This window comes from Actinomadura sp. RB99, from assembly GCF_014706005.1.
In the GTDB taxonomy this organism is placed as follows: domain Bacteria; phylum Actinomycetota; class Actinomycetes; order Streptosporangiales; family Streptosporangiaceae; genus Spirillospora.
The window spans coordinates 50,951-67,893 of sequence record NZ_JABMCA010000055.1 but is presented as its reverse complement, the minus strand read 5'-3'; the positions used below and the strand labels follow the sequence as shown (position 1 = coordinate 67,893).

16 protein-coding genes are annotated in these 16,943 nt (G+C 74.9%); 10 read left to right on the top strand and 6 right to left on the bottom strand.

The window, feature by feature from the left end:
- From amrb99_RS35630 to amrb99_RS35615, 4 genes are all read right to left on the bottom strand, one after another.
- Positions 1-1,346, bottom strand: a 1,346-nt coding sequence (locus amrb99_RS35630; protein ID WP_190864629.1) for a HAMP domain-containing sensor histidine kinase, incomplete at its 3' end; no start/stop codon positions are given.
- A gap of 128 nt (positions 1,347-1,474) precedes the next feature.
- Positions 1,475-2,152 carry a response regulator gene (locus tag amrb99_RS35625; protein WP_190864628.1) on the bottom strand — a complete coding sequence of 226 codons (678 nt, stop codon included), beginning with the start codon at positions 2,150-2,152 and terminating at the stop codon, positions 1,475-1,477.
- A 76-nt stretch (positions 2,153-2,228) separates the two neighbouring features.
- Positions 2,229-3,089: an SDR family NAD(P)-dependent oxidoreductase gene (locus amrb99_RS35620; protein WP_190864626.1), complete on the bottom strand. Its 861-nt coding sequence runs from the start codon at positions 3,087-3,089 to the stop codon at positions 2,229-2,231.
- Entirely contained in the window at positions 3,080-4,054 is a 975-nt protein-coding gene (locus tag amrb99_RS35615) for an alpha/beta hydrolase (RefSeq protein ID WP_190864624.1), read from the bottom strand. The genes amrb99_RS35620 and amrb99_RS35615 overlap by 10 nt, the downstream gene beginning before the upstream one ends.
- 351 nt (positions 4,055-4,405) lie before the next feature.
- On the opposite strand from amrb99_RS35615, the gene amrb99_RS35610 reads away from it, so the two are divergent.
- Positions 4,406-5,131, top strand: coding sequence for an HD domain-containing protein (locus amrb99_RS35610; protein ID WP_190864622.1), 726 nt, complete (start codon positions 4,406-4,408; stop codon positions 5,129-5,131).
- Between the two features lie 17 nt (positions 5,132-5,148).
- On the opposite strand, the gene amrb99_RS35605 is transcribed toward amrb99_RS35610, so the two are convergent.
- Positions 5,149-6,696: an AMP-binding protein gene (locus amrb99_RS35605; RefSeq protein ID WP_190864620.1), complete on the bottom strand. Its 1,548-nt coding sequence runs from the start codon at positions 6,694-6,696 to the stop codon at positions 5,149-5,151.
- Between the two features lie 13 nt (positions 6,697-6,709).
- Positions 6,710-7,288: a VOC family protein gene (locus tag amrb99_RS35600; RefSeq protein WP_190864618.1), complete on the bottom strand. Its 579-nt coding sequence runs from the start codon at positions 7,286-7,288 to the stop codon at positions 6,710-6,712.
- 147 nt (positions 7,289-7,435) lie between these two features.
- Between amrb99_RS35600 and amrb99_RS35595 the strand changes: the two genes are divergently transcribed.
- The 9 genes from amrb99_RS35595 (at position 7,436) to leuD (ending at position 16,935) form a co-directional block, all read left to right on the top strand.
- Positions 7,436-8,080 (top strand): TetR family transcriptional regulator, encoded by a 645-nt coding sequence (locus tag amrb99_RS35595; RefSeq protein WP_190864616.1) that lies wholly within the window; start codon positions 7,436-7,438, stop codon positions 8,078-8,080.
- A 123-nt stretch (positions 8,081-8,203) separates the two neighbouring features.
- Positions 8,204-9,751, top strand: coding sequence for a long-chain-fatty-acid--CoA ligase (locus amrb99_RS35590; RefSeq protein ID WP_190864614.1), 1,548 nt, complete (start codon positions 8,204-8,206; stop codon positions 9,749-9,751).
- A complete protein-coding gene (locus tag amrb99_RS35585; protein WP_190864612.1) occupies positions 9,748-10,581 on the top strand; it encodes an aldolase/citrate lyase family protein in 834 nt (277 codons plus the stop codon). The genes amrb99_RS35590 and amrb99_RS35585 overlap by 4 nt, the downstream gene beginning before the upstream one ends.
- Positions 10,578-11,693: an alpha/beta hydrolase gene (locus tag amrb99_RS35580; RefSeq protein WP_190864610.1), complete on the top strand. Its 1,116-nt coding sequence runs from the start codon at positions 10,578-10,580 to the stop codon at positions 11,691-11,693. Before amrb99_RS35585 ends, amrb99_RS35580 begins: the two co-directional genes overlap by 4 nt.
- Positions 11,690-12,706, top strand: a complete 1,017-nt coding sequence (locus amrb99_RS35575) for an aminoglycoside phosphotransferase family protein (RefSeq protein WP_190864608.1) — start codon at positions 11,690-11,692, stop codon at positions 12,704-12,706. Before amrb99_RS35580 ends, amrb99_RS35575 begins: the two co-directional genes overlap by 4 nt.
- On the top strand, positions 12,703-13,986 hold the full coding sequence (locus tag amrb99_RS35570; RefSeq protein ID WP_190864606.1) for an enolase C-terminal domain-like protein: 1,284 nt from the start codon (positions 12,703-12,705) through the stop codon (positions 13,984-13,986). The genes amrb99_RS35575 and amrb99_RS35570 overlap by 4 nt, the downstream gene beginning before the upstream one ends.
- On the top strand, positions 13,983-14,939 hold the full coding sequence (locus amrb99_RS35565) for an NAD(P)-dependent oxidoreductase (RefSeq protein WP_190864604.1): 957 nt from the start codon (positions 13,983-13,985) through the stop codon (positions 14,937-14,939). The genes amrb99_RS35570 and amrb99_RS35565 overlap by 4 nt, the downstream gene beginning before the upstream one ends.
- The gene (leuC, locus tag amrb99_RS35560) at positions 14,936-16,336 is read left to right on the top strand and encodes a 3-isopropylmalate dehydratase large subunit (protein ID WP_347256988.1); all 1,401 of its coding nucleotides are present in this window, start codon (positions 14,936-14,938) and stop codon (positions 16,334-16,336) included. Before amrb99_RS35565 ends, leuC begins: the two co-directional genes overlap by 4 nt.
- Positions 16,336-16,935 carry a 3-isopropylmalate dehydratase small subunit gene (gene leuD, locus amrb99_RS35555; RefSeq protein ID WP_190864602.1) on the top strand — a complete coding sequence of 200 codons (600 nt, stop codon included), beginning with the start codon at positions 16,336-16,338 and terminating at the stop codon, positions 16,933-16,935. The genes leuC and leuD overlap by 1 nt, the downstream gene beginning before the upstream one ends.
- Positions 16,936-16,943 lie beyond the last annotated feature (8 nt).

Below are 16,943 nucleotides of genomic sequence, written 5' to 3'. Positions count from 1 at the left end.
CCGCGGCGAGGGCGGCGGGGGCGGCGGGGCCGGCGCGCGGACCGGCGGGACGGCGCGCGGGACTCGGTGCGCAGCCACAGCTCGATCTGCGCGCCGCCCAGCGGCGACGTGCCGATCTTCAGCGTCCCGCCCGTCGACTCGGCGAGCCGGCGGGCGATGTCGAGGCCGAGGCCGGTCGAGCCAGCGCCGCTCGCGCCGCGCCGCAGCGCCGCCTCCGCGTCCGGGATGCCGGGCCCGGCGTCGCCGACCAGCAGGCCGGTGGAGTACCGCCCCCGGTGCAGCGTGACCGACAGCGCGGTCCGCTGCGGCGTGTGCCGGAAGACGTTGCCGAGCAGCGCGTCCACGGCGGCGACGAGGTCGTCCTCGCCGACCGGCACCGGGACGGCGCCGTCCGGGACCACCGCCTCGCAGTCGCGGCCCTGGTCGGCGGCCAGCTCCGACCAGAACTCCAGCCGCCGCCGGACGACGGCCGCCGCGTCGCACCCCGGCGGCTCGCCCGCCGGGCGCCGTGCCGTCGAGATGATCCGGTCGACGGCCTCCTCCAGGCGGCTCAGCGCGTCCTGGCTGTGCGCCATCCGGACCGGGTCGGCGGGGTTCGCGGCCAGCCCGTTGAGGTTCACCCGCAGCGCGGTCAGCGGGGTCCGCAGCCGGTGCGACAGGTCGGCGGCGGACTCCCGCTCGGCCTCCAGCAGCCGGACGAGCCGGTCCGCCATCCGGTTGAACGCCGTCCCGGCGGCGCGCAGCTCCGGCGGCCCGCCGGGCGCGACGCGGGCCGCGAGGTCGCCGTCGCCGACCCGGGTCACCGCGCTCGCCAGCCCGTCGGCGGCCCGGACGACCCGGACCGCGAGCCGGTCCGCCATCGCCACCGACACCAGCACCAGCGCGACCGCGACGAGCCCGAGGACCGTGCGGGACCGGGCGACGCCCCGGTTCAGGTCCGCGTCGGGCACGTACACCTCGATGACGGCGACGCGGTCGGAGTCCAGCAGCGCGGGTGTGAGCAGGACCGTCCCGCCGGCCGCGGCGGCGGTGAACGCCCGGCGCAGCCCGCGCGCCTTCCGCACGTCGGCGTCCGACGCGTGCGCGGCGCCGATCGCGGCGCCCTGCGACGGGTGCAGCGCGAGCCGCCCGGCCGCCCCTGCGGGGGTGGAGCCGACCGCGTCGGCGAGCGAGGCGGGCGCGGCGGTGACGGTGAGGACGGGTTCGAGGGAGGCGGCCTGCTGCGCGGCGGCCGACAGCGCCCGGTCGTGCGCCATCTGCCCGACCAGGAGGCCGAGCGGCACGACGAACGACAGCGCCACCATGGCGGTCACGGCCGTCGCGATCCGCGCCAGCGCACCTCTCATCGGCTTCCCCCCGGAATCGCGCATTCAGTTGGTCTATGGACGGACCGCAACTGGTTCCGGAGATGATAGGCCAATGCGGGGTGGTTTCCGTGTCCCCGCCGGATGCCGCTCTGGGTGCTGCTCGGGCGCTACTCGGGAGAGACGAGCATGACGCCGACGCCCCGGACGGTGTGCAGGTAGCGGGGTGCGGCGGCGTTCTCGCCCATCTTGCGGCGCAGCCACGACAGGTGCGTATCGATGGTCTGGTCGTCGCCGTACGGCTGTTGCCACACCTTCGCGAGCAGCTCCCGCCGCCCGACGACCCGGCCCGCGTTCTCCGCGAGGTAGCCGAGCAGGTCGAACTCGCGGCGCGACAGCCGCAGCGGCGCGCCGCCCATGGACGCCTGCCGCCGCTCCAGGTCGACGCGCAGCTCGCCGAGCACGACCGCGTCGCGGCGGCGCGGGGAGCGGGCGCGCCGCAGCACCGCCTCCAGCCGGGCGTGCAGGTGGTCGGCGGAGAACGGCTTCACCACGTAGTCGTCGGCGCCCGCGCCGAGCAGCCGGATGATCTCCGCCTCGCCGTCCCGCGCGGTCGCCACGATCACCGGGACGTCGGAGACCGCGCGCAGCATCTTCAGCGCCTCGCCGCCGTCGAGGTCGGGGAGCCCGAGATCCAGGACGACGGCCTCCGGCGCGTTCGCCGTGGCCTCCCGCAGCGCGTCGAGCGCCCGGCCCGCGCTGCGCACCGAATGCCCGAGCTCCGTCAGCTCCCGGATCAGCGCGCGCCGCACGTGCTCGTCGTCTTCCACCAGCAGGATCGAGGCCACGCTTGGACGATAAGGCATCGCGCGGGCGCCCGGAGAACGGAAAGGCGCGCCTTTCCGGAACGGTGGCGCGGCGTCGCTACTCGACCACGGCCGGGTTGAATTCCGGCGGGTCGCCGAGCATCGCGCGGTGCGAGCGCGGCCGGCTCCCGTCGACGTCGGTGACGCCGAGCTCCGCCCCGATCTCCGCGCCGATGAGGACCTGCCCCGTCCATTTCATCGGCTCCGGGGAACGGGCGAGCGCGTCGATGACCCGGCCGCTGAACTCCGGCGACTCGGCTCCGGCGGCGAACGAGGCGTACTTGTCCGGGACGCCGTCGAAAAGGGCCCTGTTCCGTTCGGTCTTGAGCAGGCCCATCCACAGCGAGACGACCGCGACGTTGTAGGGGCGGAAATCGACCGCCATATCGTGGGCCATCTTGTCCACGGCGGCCTTTCCGGCGCCATAGGCGGGCCCGTGCATGTAGCAGCGGCCGCCGAACGACGACGTGTTGACGACGAGCCCGCCGCCGCGGATCAGCAGCGGCGCCGCGTAGTACGTCGCGACGTAGGCCGACCGCATCCCCACGTCCAGCATGCTCTGCAGCGCCAGCGGCTTCTCCCAGAACGGGCCCTTGCGGGTCAGGCCGTCCGGGATCGTGAACGCGTTGTTCACGAGGACGTCCAGCCCGCCGCGCTCCCGCTCGACCTGCTCGAACAGCGCCCTGACCTGGTCGTCGTCGGAGTGGTCGCAGATCACCGGGACGCCGGTGCCGCCGCGCTCGCCGATCTCCTCCGCGGTGGCGTACACGCTGCCGGGCAGGTCGGCGTCGCCGTCGGCGCGGGTGCGTCCGGTCACGTAGACGGTCGCGCCGGTATCGCCGAGGGCGAGCGCGATGCCCTTCCCGGCGCCGCGGCTCGCCCCGGTGACCACCGCCACCCGGTCTCCGGTCAGGCCCATTCGCCGCTCCTCGCGAGGAATTCCAGCATGGTCGCGGTCGTCTCCTCGGGTCGCTCCATCTGCATCATGTGGCCCGCGTCCTTGAGCATCCGGACGTCGCGGACGTCCTCGTGGTGCTCGTGCAGCCTGTCCAGCGGGTCGTCGCCGTGCCAGCCCTCCAGGTCGGCGTCCTGCTCGCTGCCGATGAAGGAGAACGGCGCGGGGTTCTTGCGGCCCGCGTACGACTTCCGGTGCTCCCAGGACAGGTCCATCGCCCGGTACCAGTTCAGCCCGCCGGTGAACCCGCTGCGGCTGTAGGCGTCGACGTAGAACTCCAGTTCCAGGTCGGTGAGCCACGGCCACGGGAGCGCCGGGGTCTCCGGCAGCGCGTCGATGTACGTCGTCCCGGGCGGCTTCCGCCAGACGTCGAGGTAGTGGTAGTCGCTGGAGAGGGCGTAGAAGACCTTGCGCAGGAACTCGCGGGGCGCCGCGTCGAGGTCGCGGTCGGCGACGCCGGGCTCGGCGAAGTAGTGGATGTGGTTGAAGTGCCGCTTCGCCTGCCGGGCGGCGAGCGTCAGCGGCGACTCCTCGCTCGGCGTGAAGAACGGGTTCTCCAGCCCGATGATCGCCGCGACGCGCTCGGGATGGTGGTAGGCGAGGTCGTAGGCGGCGAACAGGCCGAAGTCCAGGCCGCTGAACGCCGCCCGCTCCGCGCCGAGGTGGTCGAGGAGGCCGGCGACGTCGCCGACGATGTGCTCGACGCCGTACTCGCGGGGGTCGTCCGGGCCGCTCGTCCCGCCCATGCCGCGCATGTCGGGCGCGACGACCCGGAAGCCGGCGTCGGCGATCGGCCCGATCTGGTGCCGCCAGCTGAACCACAGGTGCGGGAACCCATGCAGGAGGACGACGAGCGGCCCTTCGCCCTGCTCCACGTAGTGGACGTCGAGGCCGTTGATGCGCGCGTACCGATGAGTCCAGCCGGCCATGCTGCGGTTCCTTCGCGACGAGGGACCTGACCTTCGGACTGTGCAGGACGGCGCCGCCGTTGGCAGCGCGGTGTCTCGCTCAGTGGGAACCCGCTTCCGCGCTCCGCGCGCCGTCCCGCGCGAAGAACGTGATCCAGTCGGCGACCATCGCCGGGGCGGGGGCGGGGGCGGGGGCGGGGGCGGGGGCGGTGTGGTGCGGGGCGCGTCGGGCCGGGAGGGGCCGATTCTCGCGCACCGCATGATCTGTCCCGGAACGCGGAACCGGATGATCACGGTGCGCGTCCGATCTGCACGCGGGAACGGATCGCACACTCCGAACCCGGGGACTCCTTCCCGCGAGAGGGGAGCACGGTGCCCGGCTTTCTCGAGACCCTTCCGCTTCACACGATCACCGCGGTGTACGGCGAGGCCGGCCTCCGCGACCGGTTCGCCCGCGAGATCCTCCGCTTCCCCGAGGCGGACTGGCGGCGCCTCAGCGCCGCTCTGGCCCTGGCGAGCGACCTGCACCGGCAGGACCGCCGGGTCAGCGAGCCCGTCGTCAACCACCTGCTCCGCGTCAAGCTGCGCGTGATGTGCCACTACCGGGTGGACGACGTGGACGTCCTCGCCGCCGCGCTGCTGCACGACTCCGTCGAGGACCATCCCGCCGACCTGGCCGGCGACGGGCACGACGATCCGCGCGAGGCCGCGCTGGACGTGCTGGAGGCGGAGTTCGGGCCGCGCGTCGCCGGGCTCGTCCGCGCGGTGACGAACCCCGTCTACGACCGGGGCGGCGACGTCCACGCCCAGTACCGAGCCCATGTCGCCGAGAGCCTGGACCGCGAACCGGCCGCGCGCATCATCAAGGTGTCCGACTTCACCGACAACGGCGTCGGGCTGATGCACACCACGGGCCCGAAGGTCCGCAAGCTCGCCCGCAAGTACCGGCCGCTCGTCCCCCGGCTCCGCGAGCTGGTCAACCGCCCGGACACCCCGCTGGACGCCCCGGTCAAGCAGCACATCACCGGCCAGCTCGACCGCGCCGACGAGCGCTTCGCCGCGATCCTCCAGACCCACGCCCTCCGCGCCGCCTCCTGACGGGGCGGCGGGGCGGGTCAGGCTCGGCCGGTCTCCGGTTGCCGGCGGCGGGCGTTCCGGAGGTCGGTCTTGACGACCTTGCCGGTGGCGTTGCGGGGGAGGGCGTCGGCGAACTCGATCGTGCGGGGGCACTTGAAGTGCGCGATCCGGGCGCGGACCCAGTTGATGAGGTCGGGGCCGGACGGCGCGGTGCCCGGGGCGGCGACCACGACGGCGTGGACGGCCTCGCCCCACCGCTCGTCCGGCACGCCGATCACCGCGACCTCCGCCACGTCCGGATGCTCGGCGAGCGCGGCCTCGACCTCGGCGGGGAAGACGTTCTCCCCGCCGCTGATGATCATGTCCTTGGCGCGGTCGACGACGAACAGGTAGCCGTCCGCGTCGATGCGGACGACGTCGCCGGTGCGGTACCAGCCGTCCGGGGTGAACGCGGCGGCCGTGGCGTCGGGGTCGCGCCAGTAGCCGGTGGTCAGCGAGTCGCCGCGGATCAGCAGCTCGCCGGGCTCGCCGGGCGGCACCTCCGCCCCGTCCGGGCCGACGACGCGGACCTCCCAGCCGAGGGTGACGTTCCCGGCGCTGGCCAGGTGCGGGCCGTCCGGCACGTGGTCGTCGGGGTGCAGGAGGCTGATGAACGACTGGCACTCGGTGTTGCCGTAGATCTGCCGGAACCGGCAGCCGAGGGTGTCGAGCGCGGCGCGCAGCGACGCCGGGGTGATCGGCGCGGACCCGTACTGGATCTCCCGCAGCGCGGACAGGTCGGGCCGGACGGCGCGGCCCCGCACCTCGGCGACCAGCATGTCGATGAGCGTCGGCCCGGCGGTGAAGAACTCGACGCGGTCCGTCTCGATCGCGTCGACGACGGCGCCGGGATGGAACGCGGCGTGCACGATCAGCTCCCCGGCGGTCAGCAGGCACTGCATCGCCTGCGCGAACCCGGCGAGGTGGAACAGCGGCATCAGCTGGAGGTGCCGGGACCCGGGGACCTGGTCGCCGATCTCGATGGCGAAGCCGGACAGGCTGCGGATGAGCGAGGCGTTGTCCAGCGGGATCGCCTTCGGGCGCCCGGTGGTGCCGCTGGTGTGCATCAGCCCGAACACGCCCGTGGCGGAGAGCCGCTCGGCCGGGCGGGGAGGCGGGGGAGCGTCGAGCCCGGCGTCCGGGACCCAGCCGCCGTCCGCCGTCCCGATCACCACACGCGCGCGCAGGCCGGGGGCGGCCGCGTCGACCGTGGCGGTGAAGGCGGGGTCGGCGACGGCCGCGACGGGGGTGAGCAGCGCGCGGAGCCGCGCCAGCTCGGGCGCGGCGAGCCGCCAGTTCACGAACGCGGGGATCGCGCCCGCCCGCATCAGCGCGAGCGCGTGGACGAGGAAGTCGGCGCTGTTGCGCGCCATGACCGCGACGACGTCGCCGTCACCGATCCCGAGCGCGGACCAGCCGCCCGCGCGGCGCTCCACGGCGTCCAGCAGCTCGCCGTAGGTGAGGCGGGCGCCGCGGTCGTCGCGGACGGCGGTCCGGTCGCGGTGCGCGGACGCGCGCCATTCGAGGACGTGGATCCAGCTCTGCACGGCCGGCGCCCCGTCAGCCCTTGAGGGGCGTGTCGCGGTCGGCGGCGGTGCGCGGTTCGTGCGCGACGTCCTCGGGCGTGAAGTCGCGCAGCCAGCACGCGAACTCCAGCAAGATGCCGTCGGGGTCCTGGAAGTAGAAGGACCGGACGTACACGCCGGGGTGCATCTCGCGGGCCACCTGGGTCTCGCTGTCGTCGTGGTTGACGATCGGCGCGACCTTCACGCCCTTGGCCTTCAGCCGGGCCCGGTACTCCTCGAACATGTCGGGCGGGACGTCGAACGCGACGTGGTTGAGCGAGCCGATGCCGCTGGTCCACTCGCCGAAGCCGGGCACGGTCACCGGCGCGGCGACGCCGGGCGTGGCCTCCGGGGAGTCCGGGAACCAGAAGAAGGCGAGGGAGTTGCCGTTGCCCGCGTCGAAGAAGAAGTGCTGGCCCATGCCGTCCGGCAGGTCCAGGGTCTTGATCAGCTTCATGCCGAGGACGCCGCTGTAGAAGTCCACGGTGCGCTTCATGTCCGAGCAGACCAGCGCGACGTGGTTGAAGCCGCGGATGCGGAAGGCCGGCTCCTCGCCGGCGGTCTCTGCGCTCATGCTCACTCCTCGGATGGGCGAATAACCTAATGCTAACGTCAGATTTACACGCTCCCTCGCGGGGGCCTCGCTGTAAAGGTCCGAGGGCGCCCCCTGGCGGGACGCGGGGCGCCACGGTGCGAGGAGAAACCGGTGTTAGGTTCAGGTGTGGAGAAGGATCAGACCACGCGTCCGACCGTGCGCGGGCGCAGGACGCTCGCCGCGATCGAGGCCGCCGCCCGCCGGATCATCGCCCGCAAGGGCTTCCTCGCGATGACGGTCGCCGACATAGCGCAGGAGGCCGGCCGCTCGCCCGCCTCGTTCTACAACTACTACGACTCCAAGGAAGACCTGCTCGCCCACTGGGCGGACGACTTCCGCGCCGAGGCCAAGGCCCGCGCGGTGGTCGCCTACAAGCACGGCGTGCCGCACCGCGAGCGCGTCATGGAGTCGGCGCGCGCGCACTGGATGACCTATCGCGAGCGGCTCGCCGAGATGGTCGGCGTCTTCCAGCTCGCCATGATCAACGAGGAGTTCGCGGGGCACTGGCGCGAGCTGTGCGACGACGCCGTGGAGAGCATCGCGGAGAGCGTCCGGCGCGCCCAGCGGGAGGGCTACTGCCCCGGCGTCGACCCGGGCCTCACCGCCGCGGCGATCGTCGCGATGCTCAACCAGTTCTGCTACGACCGGCTCGCCGGCGCGGGCGAGGACGCCGACATCGACGACGAGGCCGCGATCCGCACGCTCGGCGAGATCTGGTACCGCGCCATCTACTGGCGGGCCGACGACCAGGCCGACGGCAAGGACGGCTGACCGGGCGGGCCGACCGGGGCGGGCCGACCGGGCTCGCGACCAGGGCCGACCCCTGACGGGGCGGGGGGCTTGTCAAACTAACATGATTCCAACGTCAGGTTTATTTTCGGCAGAGGAGGCCGCATGGAGACGGACGGATCTCCGGCGGGGATGGTCCGGCGCTGGGCGCGGGCGCGCCCGGCCGCCCCGGCGGTGTCGACGGGTGGCGGCCGCTCGCTGACGTTCGCCGAGCTGGACGCGCTGAGCTCCCGCCTCGCGCGGGCGCTGCTCGCCGCCGGCGCCGCGCCGGGCGACCGCGTCGCCTTCCTCGGCCGGGACGCCACCACCTGGGCGGTGACCCTGGCCGGGGCGTCCAAGGCCAGGGCCATGGGCGTCCCGCTGAACTGGCGGCTGTCCCGCCCGGAGACCGCCGAGGTGATCGCCGACGCCGCGCCCGTCGCGGTCGTGTGCGAGCCGGAGTTCCTGCCGCTGCTCGGGCTCCCGGCGGCGGACGGCGCCGAACCCCACGTGGTCGTCGAGAGCACCGCCGTCCCGCTGGACGCGTGGCTCGCGGGCCATGACGCCGACGATCCCGACCTGCCCGCCGAGCCCGACGACGTGGCGTTCCTCTTCTACACGTCCGGCACGACCGGCCGCCCGAAGGGCGTGCAGCTCGCCAACCGGAACGTGGCCGCGAACCTAGCCAAGCCCGCGCCGTGGACGATCGGCCCCGGCGACACCGTCTTCGTGCCCGCGCCCACCTTCCACGTCTCCGGCAGCGGCTGGCTGTTCCTGTGCCTCGGCGTCGGCGCCCACGCCCTGTACGTCCGCGACATCGTGCCCGCCGGCGTGCTGCGGCTGCTGGAGTCGGAGCGGGTGACGCACGCCCTGGTCGTCCCGGCGCTGCTGCGGATGCTCGTCCGCGACCCGGTCGCGCGGGAGACCGACTTCTCCCGGCTCCGGACGCTGATCTACGGCGGCTCGCCGATCGCGCCGGCCGTCCTCGTCGAGGCCCGGGAGCTGCTCGGCTGCGACCTCGTCCAGGGCTACGGCCTCACCGAGACGTGCGGGCCGATCACGTTCCTCGGCCCCGCCGACCACGCCCCCGGCGCGCCCGAGCACCGGCTGGCGTCGGCGGGGCGCGCGGTCGAGGGCGTCGAGCTGTCCGTCCGCGACCCGGCCACCGGCGAGCCGCTGCCCGCCGGGAGCGTCGGCGAGATCTGGACGCGCAGCGACATGGTGATGGCCGGGTACCGCGACCGGCCCGCCGAGCAGGCCGCCGCGATGACCCCGGACGGCTGGTTCCGCACCGGCGACGCGGGCCACCTCGACGCCGACGGCTACCTGTTCGTCACCGACCGGGTGAAGGACATGATCGTGTCCGGCGGCGAGAACGTGTACCCGGTCGAGGTCGAGAACGTGCTGATGGCGCATCCCGCCGTCGCCGACGCGGCGGTCATCGGGGTGCCGCACGAGCGCTGGGGCGAGACCGTGAAGGCCCTCGTCGTCGCGCGGGGCGAGCCGCCCGCGCCGGACGAGCTGATCGCCTTCTGCCGCGAGCGGCTCGCCCACTACAAGTGCCCGACCTCGGTCGACGTGGTGGACGACCTGCCCCGCAACCCCAGCGGCAAGATCCTCAAGCGCGAGCTGCGGGCCGCCTACTGGCCCGCGGGCGGAAGGAGCGTGGGATGACCGGGCCGGCGCGCGGCAACCGGGTGAAGCGGGCCCTGGCCGGCGGAGAGGTCGCGGTCGTCGTGGCCGGGCACTCCGCGTCGTCCGACACCGCCGACTTCGTCGGGCAGCTCGGCTTCGACGGGCTGTGGCTGGAGGGCGAGCACGGCGCGGTCACCTGGGACCGTATCGGTGACCTCAGCCGGGCCTGCGAGCTGTGGGACATGGCCGCCATGTACCGGGTGCGGACGCTGGAGCCGTCGCTGGTGGCGCGCGCGCTGACCCTCGGCGTGCACGGCATCGTCGTCCCGCAGGTGAGCACCGCCGACGAAGCGCGGCGGCTCGTCGCAGCCGCCAAGTTCGCGCCGCAGGGCGCGCGCGGAGTGTCGCGAGGCCGCCGCTCGTACGGACGTCCAGGCTTCCTGGACGAGGAGAACGACGAGACCGTCCTCGTCGTCCAGCTCGAAGACCCCGGCGCGCTCCGCAACGCGGAGGAGATCGCCGCCGTGCCCGGCATCGACGTCGTTTTCGTCGCGCCGAACGACCTCGCGCAGGCGATGGGGCACCAGGGCCGTCCCGACCATCCCGAGGTCGCGGGCGCCATCGACGGCGCGCTCGGCCGGATCGCGGCGACCGGCGCGGCGGCGCCCGGCACGCTGTGCCCCGCCGACCAGGTCGACCGGTTCGCCGCGCTCGGCGTCCGGTTCCTCTACACCTCCTACGACGCCTGGATCACCGCCGGGGCGCGCGACCTCCGCCGCGCCCTCGACGCCGCCACCGCACGGCGCGACCCTCGACAGGGCACCGCACCCGCACCCCAGGGCACCGCACGACAGGACGGAGCAGCATGACGATCGAACGCACCTTCGTGGGCCTCCCCTCCCCGGTGATCGGGCGGGCCGGCGCGGGCGGCCACCCCTGCCAGGGCCTCTACCACCGGCGCGCCGGGACGAAGCCGAAGATCGCCTTCATCGCGACGCACTACCAGATCGACTTCTCCGAGCACTACCTCGCCGAGTACCTGGCCGAGCGCGGGTTCGGGTTCCTCGGCTGGAACACCCGGTTCCGCGGCGACGAGAGCCACTTCCTGCTGGACCACGCGCTCGTCGACATCGGCGTGGGGGTGCGGTGGCTGCGCGAGGTCGCGGGCGCCGAGACCGTCGTGCTGCTCGGCAACTCCGGCGGCGGCTCGCTGATGGCGGCGTACCAGTCGCAGGCCGTCGAGCCGAACGTCACCGCGCTGCCGGGCCTGCGCCTCGCGGTCGGCGTCGACGACCTGCCCGCCGGCGACGCGTACATCTCCGTCGCCGCGCACCTCGGCCGTCCCGACGTGCTCACGTCCTGGATGGACGCGTCGGTCACCGACGAGTCCGACCCGCTCGCGACCGACCCGTCCCTCGACCTGTTCGACCCCGAGAACGGCCCGCCGTACAGCGCCGAGTTCCTCGCCCGGTACCGCGCCGCGCAGGAGGCCCGGAACTGGCGCATCACGGCCTGGGTGAAGGACGAGCTGGCCCGGCTGTCCGCCGCCGGGTACCACGACCGGCCGTTCAGCGTGTTCCGCACCTGGGCCGATCCGCGCATGGTGGACCCGTCGATCGAGCCGACGAACCGGCGCCCGAACAGCTGCTACCCGGGGAAGCCGGAGCGCGCCAACCGGTCGGTGTTCGGGATCGCCGCCGCCTGCACGCTGCGCACCTGGCTGAACCTGTGGAGCCTGGACGACTCGCAGACCCGCGCGCACCCGCACCTCGCCCGCATCACCGTCCCGTCGCTGGTCGTCAACGCCGACGCCGACACCGGCGTGTTCCCGAGCGACGCCGCCGCGATGTACGACGCGCTCGCGGCGGAGGACAAGGAGCGCCACGACCTGTCCGGCGACCACTACTTCCTCACGCCGGACGGTGCGCGCGACGGCCTCGCCGACCTGATCGCGTCGTGGCTCGGCAAGCGCTTCCGATGACGGCGGAGGTCCCCGCGGAGATCGCCGCCGGGCTGCGGCGGCTCGGCCTCGCGGGCCCGGGCCCGGTGCGCGGCGAGCCGCTGACCGGCGGCGTCTCGTCGGACGTGTGGCGGGTCGACCTGCCGGACGGACCGGTCTGCGCGAAGCGCGCGCTGCCGCGGCTGAAGGTGGAGGGCGACTGGCGGGCGCCGACCGAGCGGTCCGGGTGGGAGGCGCGCTGGCTGGCGCTGGCCGCCGAGCTGCTGCCCGGCGCGGCGTGCCGTCCGCTCGGCTACGACGCGGACGGCGGGGTCCTGGTCCTCGAATGGCTCGACCCATCCGTCCACAGGGTGTGGAAGGAGCGGCTCGCCGCGGGCGACGTCGACGTGCCGGTGGCGGCCGAGGTCGGGCGACGGCTCGCCATCCTGCACTCCGGCGCCGCGCGCGGGCGGCCCCTGTCCGAGTGGGAGCCCGCGCGGGAGCTGTTCGCGACGCTGCGGATCGACCCGTACCTGGCCGCGACGGCGCGCGCGCACCCCCGGCTCGCGCCGCACATCGAGGCACTGGCCGGGGGGCTCGCGTCCGCCGCGATCACGGTGATCCACGGGGACGTCAGCCCGAAGAACATCCTGCTCGGCCCGGACGGTCCGGTGCTGCTCGACGCCGAGTGCGCGAGCCCCGGCGACCCCGCCTTCGACCTGGCGTTCTGCGCGAACCACCTGCTGCTCAAGGCCGTCTGGCGGCCCGCCGGGCGCGCCCGCTACATCGACGCCGCGCGCGCACTGGCCGCCGCCTACCTCGACGGCGCGGACTGGGAGCCGGCCGGGGGACTGGAGGCGCGGGCCGCGCGGCTGCTGCCCGCGCTGGCGCTGGCCCGCGTCGACGGCCTGTCCCCGGTCGAGTACCTCGGCGCGGACGCCCGCCGGACCGTCCGGCACGCCGCCGCCCGCCTGGTCGAGCGGCCGCCGGACGGGTTCGCCGACCTGACCGCCCGCTGGCTCGACCTCACCGACACCCCCGGAGAACCCGCATGAGCACCGAGATCGTCTCCGTCACCGGCCACCGCCGCTGGGACTCGCGCGCCCGGCCGACCGTCGAGGTCGTGGTCCGCACCGCGTCCGGCACCGGGCGCGCCCTCGCCCCCGCGGGCGCGTCGACCGGGTCCGGCGAGGCGGTCGACCTGCGCGACGGCGGCGCCGCGTTCGGCGGGCACGACGTGACCCGCGCGGTCGCGGCCGTCAACGGCGACATCGCCGAGGCGCTGGCCGGCATGGACGCCACCGCCCAGGCCGCCGTCGACCACCGCCTCGAAGAGCTCGACGGCACGCCCGGCTTCTCCCGGATCGGCGGGAACGCGGCGGTCGCCACCTCGATGGCCGTCGCGCACGCCGCCGCCGCGTCCCGAGGCGTACCGCTGTGGCGGCACCTCGACCCGGCGGCGACGCGGCTGCCGCTCCCGGAGATCCAGGTGTTCGGCGGCGGCGCGCACGCCCACGGCCGCCTCGACCTCCAGGACCTGCTGGTCGTCCCGCTCGCGGCGGGCTCGTTCGCGCAGGCGCTGGACTGGGCCGCCGAGATCCACCGCAGCGCGGGCCGGTGGCTGGACGAGCGCGGACGGCTCGCCGGGACCGCCGACGAGGGCGGCTGGTGGCCCGCGTTCGACTCCAACGCCGAGGCCCTCGAGGCCCTCGTCGCCGCGATCGAGGGCGCGGGCCTCACGCCCGGCGCCGACGTCGGCATCGCGATCGACGTCGCCGCGACCCAGTTCGGCTCCGGCGGCACGTACCGGCTGGCCCGCGAGGGCCGCGAGTACGACCGCGACGGCTGGGGCGAGGTGCTGCTCGGCTGGCTCGACCGGTTCCCGATCGTGTCGGTCGAGGACCCGTTCGCCGAGGACGACCCCGACGGCATGGCGCTCATCACCAAGGCGGCCGGCGACCGGATCCAGATCGTCGGCGACGACTTCCTCGTCACCGACGCCGACCGCGTCCGCGCCGCCGCCGCCCGGCGCACCGCCAACACCGTGCTGGTCAAGCCGAACCAGGCGGGCACGCTCACTCGCGCGCGCGCCGCGCTGGACGCCGCCGCCGAGAGCGGCCTCGGCGCGATCGTGTCGGCCCGGTCCGGCGAGACCGAGGACGTCACGATCGTGCACCTCGCGGTCGGCTGGGGCAGCGGCGGCTTCAAGGTCGGGTCGTCGGCGCGCGGCGAGCGCACCGCCAAGTGGAACGAGATGCTCCGCGTCGAGGAGGAACTCGGCGGCGCCGCCCGCTACGCCGGACGCGCCGGGCTCGGGCCGGGACTCGCACCGTGACGCCCCGCGTCCTGTGCCACCTCGCGCCGACGCCCGCGCTGCGCGCCCGTCTCGACCCCCTCCTCGACGGCCTCGACGTGCGCTGGTGCGCCGAGGACGACGAGGACCGGTTCGCCGCGCTGCTGCCCGGGACCGACGTCCTGTGGCACGTGCTGCGCCCGATCACGGCGGACGACCTCGGCCGCGCCCCCGGTCTCCGGCTGATCCAGAAGCTCGGCTCGGGCGTCAACACCATCGACCTGGACGCGGCCCGCGCGCGGGGCATGACCGTCGCGAACATGGCCGGCGCGAACGCGCCCGCCGTCGCGGAGGCCGCGCTGGCGCTGATGCTCGCCGCGCTGCGCCGGATCGTCCCGCTGGACGCCGCCACCCGCGCCGGGCGCGGCTGGCCGCTCGACACCGCGCTGGCCGACCGGGTCGGGGAGATCGGCGGGCGCGTCGTCGGCCTGGTCGGGCACGGCGCGGTCGCGCGGCGGCTGGAGGCGCCGCTCACCGCGCTCGGCGCGACCGTGCTGTGGCACAGCCCGTCCGGCACGGCCGCCGACCCGTCCTGGCGGCCGCTGGACGAGCTCCTCGCCGCGTCCGACATCGTCTCGCTGCACCTGCCGCTGACCCCGGGCACCGAACGGCTCATCGACGCCGGCCGGCTCGCCCGGATGAGGCCGGGCGCGATCCTCGTCAACACCTCGCGCGGCGGCGTCGTCGACGAGGCGGCGCTGGTCGAGGCGCTCCGCACCGGCCGGCTCGGCGCGGCGGGGCTCGACGTGTTCGCGACCGAACCCGCCGACCCGGCGAACCCGCTGCTGGCCTTGGACAACGTGGTCGTGCAGCCGCACGTCGCGTGGCTGACCGGCGAGACGCTGGAGCGCTGCGTGGCCATCGCCGCCGCCAACGCGCGCCGCCTCGCGTCCGGGGCGCCGCTGGAGAACGTCGTCCAGGGAGCGGACTCGTGACCGCGCTCGCCGACAAGGTCTGGGACCGCCACGTCATCGAACGCGGCGACTCCGACCTCCTCTACATCGACATGCACCTGCTGCACGAGCTGACCTCGCCGCAGGCGTTCGAGGGGCTGCGGATCGCGGGACGTCCCGTCCGGCGGCCCGACCTCGCGGTGGCGACCGCCGACCACAACGTCCCCACCGGGCCCGACCCGCTGTCCCTGCTCGACGGTCTCGCCGCCCGGCAGTTGCGCGTCCAGCAGGAGAACTGCGCGCGGCACGGCATCGAACTGCACCCGCTCGGCTCGCCCGGCCAGGGCGTCGTGCACGTCATCGGCCCCGAGCTGGGCCTGACCCAGCCCGGCATGACGATCGTCTGCGGCGACAGCCACACCGCCACCCTCGGCGCGTTCGGCGCGGTCGCGTTCGGCATCGGGACGAGCCAGGTCGAGCACGTCCTCGCCACCCAGACGCTCTGGATGCCCCGGCCCCGCACCATGGCCGTCACGGTGCGCGGGACGCCCCGTCCCGGCACGTCCGCCAAGGACCTCGCCCTCGCGATCACCGCCCGCGTCGGCACCGCCGGCGGCACCGGGACCCTCATCGAATACCGCGGCGACGCGATCGCCGCTCTGCCGATGGAGGGCCGCATGACCGTGTGCAACATGGCCATCGAGTCCGGCGCGCGCAGCGGCATGATCGCCCCCGACGACACCACGTTCGCCTACCTGGAGGGCCGCGAGCGCTCCCCGCGCGGCCGGCTCTGGGAACGCGCCCTGGACGACTGGCGCACCCTCCGCACCGACGACGGCACCGCCTTCGACCGCGAGGCCGTCATCGACGCGGCGGGCATCGGCCCGCAGGCGAGCTGGGGCACCAACCCGGCCCAGACGACCGGCATCGACGGCACCGTCCCCGACCCGGCCTCTCTCGCCGACCCCGCCGAGCGGGCGGCCGCCGAACGCGCCCTCGCCTACATGGACCTCGCCCCCGGCACCGCCCTCCGCGACATCGCCGTCTCCACCGTCTTCATCGGCTCCTGCACCAACGGGCGCCTCGCCGACCTGCGCGCCGCCGCCGAGGTGCTGCGCGGGCGCCGCGTCGCGCCGTCCGTCCGGGCGCTCGCCGTCCCCGGCTCCACCCGGGTGAAGCGGCAGGCCGAGGAGGAGGGCCTGGACGAGGTGTTCCGCGCCGCCGGGTTCGAGTGGCGCTCCTCCGGCTGCTCGATGTGCGTCGGGATGAACGGCGACCTCGTCGAGCCCGGCGCGCACAGCGCGTCCACGTCGAACCGCAACTTCGAGAGCCGCCAGGGACCCGGCGCGCGCACCCACCTCGTCTCGCCCGGGTCCGCCGCCGCGTCGGCCGTCCTCGGGCACCTCGCGAGCGCCGCCGACCTCGGGGAGGTGCGCTGATGGAACCCGTCACGCGGGTCGCCGGAAGGGCCGTCCCGCTCGACCGGTCCGACGTCGACACCGACCAGATCATCCCGGCCCGCTGGATGAAGCGCGTCGAGCGCACCGGGTACGCCGCCGGGCTGTTCGAGAAGTGGCGCCGCGACCCCGCGTTCGTGCTGAACGACCCGGCGTACCGGGGCGCGACGATCCTGGTCAGCGGCCCGAACTTCGGGTGCGGCTCGTCCCGCGAGCACGCCCCGTGGGCGCTGCGCGACCACGGCTTCCGCGCGATCATCGCGCCGAGCTTCGCCGACATCTTCCGCGGCAACCTGCCCAACAGCGGCCTCGTCCCGGTGCGGGCGGCGCCCGCCGTCGTCGCCGCCCTGCTCGCCGCGGTGACGGCCGACCCCGCGACCGAGATCGTCGTGGACGTCGCCGGGCGGACCGTCCGCTGCGACGGCGTCTGCGACGCGCCCTTCGAGCTGGACGCGTCCGCGCACCACCGGCTCGTCCACGGCCTCGACGAGATCGACCTGACGCTCGCCCGCGACGAGGCCGTCACCGCCTACGAGCGCACCCGCCCGCCCTGGATGCCGACCGGCCGCCCCGGGATTTGAGCGCGTCC

What these genes read in the sequence shown, in the direction of transcription:
- amrb99_RS35600 (WP_190864618.1), bottom strand. Translation starts at nt 7,288, where the DNA reads ATGAGCGCAGAGACCGCCGGCGAGGAGCCGGCCTTCCGCATCCGCGGC.
- amrb99_RS35570 (WP_190864606.1), top strand. Translation starts at nt 12,703, where the DNA reads ATGAGCACCGAGATCGTCTCCGTCACCGGCCACCGCCGCTGGGACTCG.
- amrb99_RS35590 (WP_190864614.1), top strand. Translation starts at nt 8,204, where the DNA reads ATGGAGACGGACGGATCTCCGGCGGGGATGGTCCGGCGCTGGGCGCGG.
- amrb99_RS35580 (WP_190864610.1), top strand. Translation starts at nt 10,578, where the DNA reads ATGACGATCGAACGCACCTTCGTGGGCCTCCCCTCCCCGGTGATCGGG.
- amrb99_RS35585 (WP_190864612.1), top strand. Translation starts at nt 9,748, where the DNA reads ATGACCGGGCCGGCGCGCGGCAACCGGGTGAAGCGGGCCCTGGCCGGC.
- amrb99_RS35620 (WP_190864626.1), bottom strand. Translation starts at nt 3,089, where the DNA reads ATGGGCCTGACCGGAGACCGGGTGGCGGTGGTCACCGGGGCGAGCCGC.
- amrb99_RS35615 (WP_190864624.1), bottom strand. Translation starts at nt 4,054, where the DNA reads ATGGCCGGCTGGACTCATCGGTACGCGCGCATCAACGGCCTCGACGTC.
- amrb99_RS35575 (WP_190864608.1), top strand. Translation starts at nt 11,690, where the DNA reads ATGACGGCGGAGGTCCCCGCGGAGATCGCCGCCGGGCTGCGGCGGCTC.
- leuD (WP_190864602.1), top strand. Translation starts at nt 16,336, where the DNA reads ATGGAACCCGTCACGCGGGTCGCCGGAAGGGCCGTCCCGCTCGACCGG.